This window comes from Pseudomonas sp. NFACC16-2 (assembly GCF_900119205.1).
Classification (GTDB): Bacteria; Pseudomonadota; Gammaproteobacteria; order Pseudomonadales; family Pseudomonadaceae; genus Aquipseudomonas; species Aquipseudomonas fluorescens_Q.
In genome coordinates, this window is sequence record NZ_FPIX01000057.1 from 21300 (window position 1) to 28391 (window position 7092).

7 protein-coding genes are annotated in these 7092 nt (G+C 59.5%); 3 read left to right on the plus strand and 4 right to left on the minus strand.

Going from position 1 to position 7092, the window contains the following annotated elements; all coding sequences use genetic code 11:
- Positions 1–83: 83 nt before the first annotated feature.
- Together BT116_RS27825 and BT116_RS27830 are read left to right on the plus strand one after the other, a co-directional pair.
- Positions 84–1250, plus strand: a complete 1167-nt coding sequence (locus tag BT116_RS27825) for a cysteine desulfurase family protein (RefSeq protein WP_072348764.1) — start codon at positions 84–86, stop codon at positions 1248–1250.
- A 45-nt stretch (positions 1251–1295) separates the two neighbouring features.
- A complete protein-coding gene (locus tag BT116_RS27830; protein WP_072348766.1) occupies positions 1296–3104 on the plus strand; it encodes an aminopeptidase P family protein in 1809 nt (602 codons plus the stop codon).
- A gap of 9 nt (positions 3105–3113) precedes the next feature.
- Here the strand turns inward: BT116_RS27830 and BT116_RS27835 are convergent, their stop codons facing one another.
- Both BT116_RS27835 and BT116_RS27840 read right to left on the minus strand, forming a co-directional pair.
- Entirely contained in the window at positions 3114–3704 is a 591-nt protein-coding gene (locus BT116_RS27835) for a 2-hydroxychromene-2-carboxylate isomerase (protein ID WP_072348767.1), read from the minus strand.
- A 32-nt stretch (positions 3705–3736) separates the two neighbouring features.
- Entirely contained in the window at positions 3737–4465 is a 729-nt protein-coding gene (locus BT116_RS27840) for an SDR family oxidoreductase (protein ID WP_072348769.1), read from the minus strand.
- A gap of 90 nt (positions 4466–4555) precedes the next feature.
- Here BT116_RS27840 and BT116_RS27845 point away from each other — a divergent pair, with 90 nt between their 5' ends.
- Positions 4556–5125: a TetR/AcrR family transcriptional regulator gene (locus tag BT116_RS27845; RefSeq protein WP_072348770.1), complete on the plus strand. Its 570-nt coding sequence runs from the start codon at positions 4556–4558 to the stop codon at positions 5123–5125.
- A 6-nt stretch (positions 5126–5131) separates the two neighbouring features.
- Here BT116_RS27845 and BT116_RS27850 read toward each other — a convergent pair whose 3' ends face one another.
- Complete coding sequence (locus tag BT116_RS27850) at positions 5132–5413, minus strand: hypothetical protein (protein ID WP_014337379.1); 282 nt, start codon at positions 5411–5413, stop codon at positions 5132–5134.
- 168 nt (positions 5414–5581) lie between these two features.
- Positions 5582–6472, minus strand: a complete 891-nt coding sequence (rhtA, locus tag BT116_RS27855; protein WP_072348772.1) for a threonine/homoserine exporter RhtA — start codon at positions 6470–6472, stop codon at positions 5582–5584.
- Positions 6473–7092 lie beyond the last annotated feature (620 nt).

A 7092-nucleotide genomic window follows, 5' to 3' on the forward strand; every position in this document is an offset into this window, starting at 1 on the left:
TTCTTTAAGGTCTTTGATCAGGTATTGCTAGTCTCGAACCCAACGAGGGCGCCTGATCCCGGAGCAGGCTCTGCGAGTTTCCCATGAATAAACGTCCTTTGTATTTCGACTACGCCGCCACCACGCCGGTGGATGAGCGGGTCATCCGGGTCATGGTCGAGTGTCTGGGCTTTGACGGCAACTTTGGCAACCCGGCTTCCAGTTCCCATGCGTTCGGCCAGGAGGCTCGGCGCTCGGTAGAGCGTGCCCGCCAGCAGGTGGCGCAACTGGTCGGGGCTCAGCCCGAACAGATCGTCTGGACGTCCGGCGCTACCGAGTCCAATAACCTGGCCCTCAAGGGGGTGGCCCAGGCGCGCGGTGGTTCCGCCGGCCATGTCATCACCAGTCTGATCGAACACAAGGCGATTCTCGATACGGCGCGCCAGCTTGAAGAGAGCGGCGTCGCGGTGACCTGGCTGGCGCCGGACGCCGAGGGCCTGATCAGCCCGCAAGCGGTTCGCGAGGCGTTGCGCGAAGACACGTTCCTGGTGTCGCTGATGCTGGTGAACAACGAGTTGGGCACCGTCAACGACGTCATCGCCATCGGCGAGATCGTTCGCGAGCACGGTGCGCTGTTTCATGTGGACGCAGCCCAGGGCGCCGGGAAGGTGCGGATCGACCTGTCTCGTTGGCCGGTGGACCTGATGTCTTTTTCCGCGCACAAGATCTACGGCCCCAAGGGCATCGGTGCGCTCTACGTCGGCGACCGTGCCCGGCCACGTTTGTCGGCACAGATTCACGGCGGTGGGCATGAAGGTGGTTTGCGCTCCGGGACCCTGGCGACCCACCAGATCGCAGCCATGGGCGCCGCATTCGAACTCGCGGCCGAGGCATTCGACGAAGAACTCGCTAAAATTGCCCGGTTGCGCAATCGTTTGCTTGAGCCGCTGCGGGCCTTGCCCGGTGTGCGTATAAACGGCAGTGCGAGCCGTCGGATTCCCCACACGCTGAGCCTGACCTTCAACGAAGGGGAGTTCAACCCGGCGGCGTTGAGCGCATCGATTGCATTTTCCGCCACCTCGGCCTGCAATTCGGCGCAGAACAGCCCGTCCCACGTGCTGCTGGCCCTGGGGCACGATGCGCGCGCGGCCGGGCGGACCATTCGCCTGAGCCTGGGCCGCTTTACCACTGAACAGGATATCGACGAGGCGGTGCGGCTGATCCAGGCGGCGTGCGCGACTGCGCCGGCGTTCTGGGCCACGACCCCATAAGCCGTTTTCGGCATCGAACAACAATATCAATGAGCAGGAGAAACAATGAGCACTGAGCCTTTGTCCCGTGGACTGGTTCCCCAGCGCCTGGCCCAAATCCGCCAACTGATGAGCCGGGAGGGCATTCATGCGCTGCTGGTGCCATCGGCCGACCCGCATCTGTCCGAATATCTGCCGGGCTATTGGCAGGGGCGGCAATGGTTGTCGGGCTTCCATGGTTCGGTGGGTACCTTGATCGTGACCGGCAGTTTCGCTGGCGTCTGGGCCGATAGCCGTTATTGGGAGCAGGCCACCAAGGAGCTGGAGGGCAGTGGTATCGAACTGGTCAAGCTTATTCCGGGCCAACCCGGCCCCTTGGACTGGCTGGCGGAACAAACGCCTGAGGGTGGGGTGGTCGCCGTCGACGGCGCGGTCATGGCCGTGGCATCGGCCCGAACCCTGGGTGGCAAACTTGCGGAGCGCGGCGCGCGGTTGCGTACCGACATCGATCTGCTCAAGGAGGCCTGGAGCGATCGCCCAAGCTTGCCGGATCAGCCGGTCTATGCCCATTTGCCGCCCCAGGCGACCGTCAGCCGGGTCGAGAAACTCGCCAAGCTGCGCGAATCCCTCAAGGAGCGTGGTGCCGACTGGCATTTCATCGCCACGCTGGATGACATCGCCTGGTTGTTCAACCTGCGCGGCGCGGATGTGTCGTTCAACCCGGTGTTTGTCTCCTTTGCCTTGATCGGCCAGCAACAGGCGACGCTGTTCGTGGCCCTGGACAAGGTTGACGCAGCGCTGCGTGCCGTTCTTGAACAGGACGGCGTGACCCTGCGCGATTACAGCGAAGCCGCCGCCGCGTTGCGTGAAGTGCCGGACGGTGCGAGCTTGCAGATCGATCCGGCGCGGGTGACGGTCGGCTTGCTGGATAATCTGGGCAGCGGCGTGAAGCTGGTCGAAGGTCTCAACCCAACGACGCTGGCCAAGTCCCGAAAAAGCCTGGCCGATGCCGAGCACATCCGTCGGGCCATGGAGCAGGATGGCGCGGCGCTCTGTGAGTTCTTCGCCTGGCTGGAAGCGGCCTGGGGGCGCGAGCGCATCACCGAATTGACCATCGACGAGCACCTGACCGCCGCCCGCACGCGCCGGCCGGACTTCGTCTCCCTGAGTTTCAACACCATCGCCGCTTTTAACGCCAACGGCGCGATGCCTCATTACCACGCCACGGAAGAAGCCCATGCGGTCATCGAAGGTGATGGCCTGTTGCTGATCGATTCCGGCGGCCAGTACTTGGGGGGCACCACCGACATCACTCGCATGGTGCCGGTCGGCACACCCACTGCTGAGCAGAAACGTGATTGCACGCGCGTGCTCAAGGGCGTGATTGCCCTGTCCCGGGCCAAATTCCCACGGGGCATTCTTTCGCCATTGCTGGATGCCATCGCCCGCGCACCGATCTGGGCAGAGCAGGTGGATTACGGCCACGGCACCGGTCATGGCGTCGGCTATTTCCTCAATGTCCACGAAGGCCCGCAGGTGATTGCCTATCAAGCCGCTGCCGCGCCGCAAACGGCGATGCAGGTTGGCATGATCACCTCCATCGAGCCGGGCACTTATCGTCCCGGTCGCTGGGGTGTGCGTATCGAGAACCTGGTGTTGAACCGTGAAGCCGGAAGCAGCGAGTTCGGCGAGTTCCTTGAGTTCGAAACCCTGACCCTGTGCCCGATCGACACCCGCTGCCTGGAACCTTCTTTGCTGACCCAGGACGAAAAAGACTGGTTCAACGCTTACCACGCCGAGGTTCAGCGTCGTTTGGGTCCCTTGCTGGACGGTGACGCACTGCAATGGCTGAACACGCGAACGATGGCCATTTGAAGTAGAGGATCAGGCAAGGGCTTCACGGACGAAGTCCAACCGATCCTGGCCGAAGAACAACTCGTTGCCGACAAACATGCTCGGGGCGCCGAACACGCCCCGTGCGACGGCTTCTTCAGTGGCGGTCTTGAGGGCTTGCTTGACCTGCTCGTCGTTCGTCAGGGCCAGCACATAGTCGGCGTCGAAACCGCCTTCGTTCAGGACTGCTGCGACGGTCGTGGGGTCATTGAGGTTGCGGGCGTCCACCCAAAAGGCGCGGAACAGGCAATCGACGAAGGCCTCGAAGCGTTCAGGTTGGCGCAATTGCATGCCAGTCACCGCGCGCATCAGTTGCAGTGTATTGATGGGGAAGTGTGGATTGAACTTGAAGGCGACCCCATAGCGCTTGGCGAAGCGATTCAGATCCTTGAACAGGTAAGGATTCTTGGCCGGCACTGTCGCTGGTGAGGCATTGCCGGTTGCCTTGAAGACGCCACCCAATAACATCGGGCGATAGATCAGCTGGCTGTTGGTCTGCGCGCACAGCGTCGGCAACTGGGTGTAGGCCAGGTACGTGGTCGGGCTGCCGAAATCGAAGTAAAACTCCACCGATTTGCTCATGGGATCTGCTCTCTTGTTGTGTGAGGGGAGGTTTACCAGCGTTCGCTCCAGGGCCGCAGGTCCAGTTCGAAGGTCCAGGCGTCGCGGGGTTGGCTGTGCAGGTACCAGTAGTTGTCGGCGATGTGTTCGGGGTTCAGGATGCCGTCCTGATCCTTGGTGGCATATTTCTCCGGGAAATTATCGCGGATGAAGTCGGTGTCGATGGCGCCGTCCACCACCACGTGGGCCACATGAATATTCATCGGTCCCAGCTCTCGGGCCATGCTCTGGGCCAGTGCCCGGATGCCATGCTTGGCGCCCGCGAATGCGGCGAACCCCGAAGCACCACGCAATCCCGCCGTTGCCCCGGTAAACAGAATCGTCCCGCGCTGGCGCTTGACCATGCGCTTGGCCACTTCTCGTGCATTGAGAAAGCCTGAGAAACAGGCCATTTCCCAGATCTTGAAATACTTGCGTGCGGTTTCCTCGAGGATGCTGCAGGGGACGTTGGCGCCGATGTTGAACACAAAGGCTTCGATCGGGCCGATCTGGTTCTCGATTTGCTCGATGAGTGCGATCACGTCGTCCTCTTTGCGTGCATCGCAGGCAAACCCGTGGGCTTCGCCGCCTTGGGCGCGGATTCCATCCACCAGGGGTTCGAGTTTGTCGGCGCTGCGACGCGTAACACAGGCAATAAAACCTTCCTGCGCAAAGCGTTTGGCAATCGCTCCGCCGGTGGCATCGCCTGCGCCAACAACCAGTACGACCTTCTTGTTATTCATGGTCAGCCTCATTGGTAAACGATCGTTAACTAAACGGACGTTATGCTAAGATCCGGCAAGCGTCAAGGTGAGCAATCAGGGGCAGGAACCGTGCGATATTCAGCCAATCACAAAATGGAAACCCGCGAGAAACTGCTCGCCAGCAGTGCCGTCTCTGCCAAGAAGTCGGGTTTCTCCACGGTCGGTGTCGATGGTTTGATGAAAGCTATCGGATTGAGCGGCGGTGCGTTTTATAGCCACTTCTCATCGAAGGATGAGCTTTTCAAGGCCATTGTTGAGCGGGAATTGGCCCAAAGTCTGGATCGTCTGAGTGGAGACGGTGCGATGGACTCAATAAAGCTGGAGCGCTGCCTCAAGCAGTACCTGAGCATGAGCCACGTTGAGCAACCTGAAGCAGGGTGTGCGTTACCGGTGCTGGGTGCCGAGATCGCGCGATCGGATGTCCAGGTGAGGGAGGCGGCGCAAACGTGGATCTGTCGTTTGCACGAAAGCTGGGCGCGGATATTGGGAAGCGACAGTCTGGCCTGGGCTATCCTGTCTCAATGCGTGGGAGCATTGGTGGTTGCGCGGATGCTGGTCACGCCGCAGGTCCAGCGTGACGTCCTCAAATCCAGTCATGAGGAGATTAGGCGCCGAATGGCCGAGCAAGGGCTCGACTGACGTGGCCTATTTACAGATGACGATCATGCTGCGGCTGGTATAGCCAGCGGGGTTGAGCCCGAAGGGATAATCCCCGGGTTCCTCGACGGCGTCACCGGACTTGGCAATGACCTTGTAACCCTTGGGAGCACATGAATTGGCGGCGCTGGCGGCGCACTGATCCCAGGATGAGGACAGGCCGGAGCAGTTGATGTGCAGGCCTTTCTTGCCGCGCTTGACTTCAGTTTTCGATGTTGCCGCACAGCCCGCTACTGCAAGTACGGCGATCAGTATCAAAATTCGTTTCATTCCCGTCCTTATAATCGTCGTGGATCTTGTGTCCACGTACGATTGTGTTCGCTCTTGCTTGAAGCGTTCATGACGTCCTGTATGAAAAAATCCATGTCTGACATTGGGTTACCGGTCTAAACATGGCCTAAATGCGGGGCAAATACCAGACCTTCGTTAAATCCTGCTTCAATCTGCCGCGACGGCAGGCTTCGCAGTGTTGCCCATGGTCATCGTTGCGCCGACCGACGCGAGGATGATGCAGGTAATGGCTAGCCATTGGGCCAAGGACAAGTACTCCTGCAGAAAGACTAGCCCCGACAGGGCCGCGACTGCCGGTTCGACGCTCATCAGAGTACCGAAAGTGCGGGCTGGCATCCGGGTCAGGGAGATCATTTCCAGGGTGTAGGGCAGGGCCGTAGACAGGATGGCGACGCCGATGGCGATTGGAATCAGGCTCGGTGTGAGCAGTGCGGCACCCGCGTGCACAATACCAATCGGTGCGACGAACAGAGCGGCGATCATTACCCCCAAAGCGGCGGTTTGTACGCCATTGTCCGCACCGGCTTTCTGGCCAAACAGGATGTACAACGCCCAGCAAACACCTGCGCCCAGCGCGTAGCCGGCTCCAAGCAGGTCAATACCGGCATTGGTCGCACCGGTCGGTATAAGCAGAAGCAGGCCAGCGACTGCCAGGGCGATCCAGAGAAAATCGATTGCCCTGCGTGAGGCGTATATGGCGACTGCCAGGGGGCCGGTGAACTCCAGTGCTACGGCAATGCCCAGTGGAACGGTACGAACCGACATATAGAAGAGAAAGTTCATGCCGCCCAATGCCATCCCGTAAACGATCACGGTGCGCAGGGATTGGGCGGTGAGCTTGGCGCGCCAGGGACGTAGCAATAACAGCATGATGAGGCTGGCAAAAATGAGTCGCAGCGTTGTTGTGCCCTGTGCGCCCACTACAGGGAACATGCTTTTGGCGAGGGAGGCTCCCGATTGAATGGAGGCCATGGCTATTAATAGTAGGGCAACCGGATACAGGGTGGCGGCCAGGCTGCGATGTGGAGGGGGTGTCATTACGAAGTGTCGTCCAGAATAAAGGCGGGGGGGGGGGGGCAATGTTGAGCAGTATATTGCGCATATGCAGCGATTCCGTCTATATACCGGGCAGATTTAAGTGTCATGTCGGGCTAAAGATAGAAAAATCAAATTAAGGGTTGACGGCAGATTCTGGAAGTCTATAATTCGCCCCACTTCCGGCGCAGTCGAAACGGAAAACTCCTTGAGATTCAATGAGTTAAGTAGGTTTCGAAGGTGCGGGGCTTCAGTTCATCGAAGCCCCGAAGGAGCAGGTGGAACGGTGTTGTTTGGCTCTATCGGCGGTTCGATCTTCTCGGTCGAAAGCGGTGAAAAAGAGGTGTTGACAGCAGCGAGTAACGCTGTAGAATTCGCCTCCCGCTAACGAGAGATCGGAAGCGCAAGTGGTTGAAGTTGTTGATGTTTCCGAAGCGAAACTTTGAAAACTTCTGAAAATAACCGCTTGACAGATACACGGGGCGCTGTAGAATGCGCGCCTCGGTTGAGACGAAAGACTCAGCCAACCGCTCTTTAACAACTGAATCAAGCAATTCGTGTGGGTGCTTGTGGAGTCAGACTGCTAGTCAACAGATTATCAGCATCACAAGTTACTCCGCGAG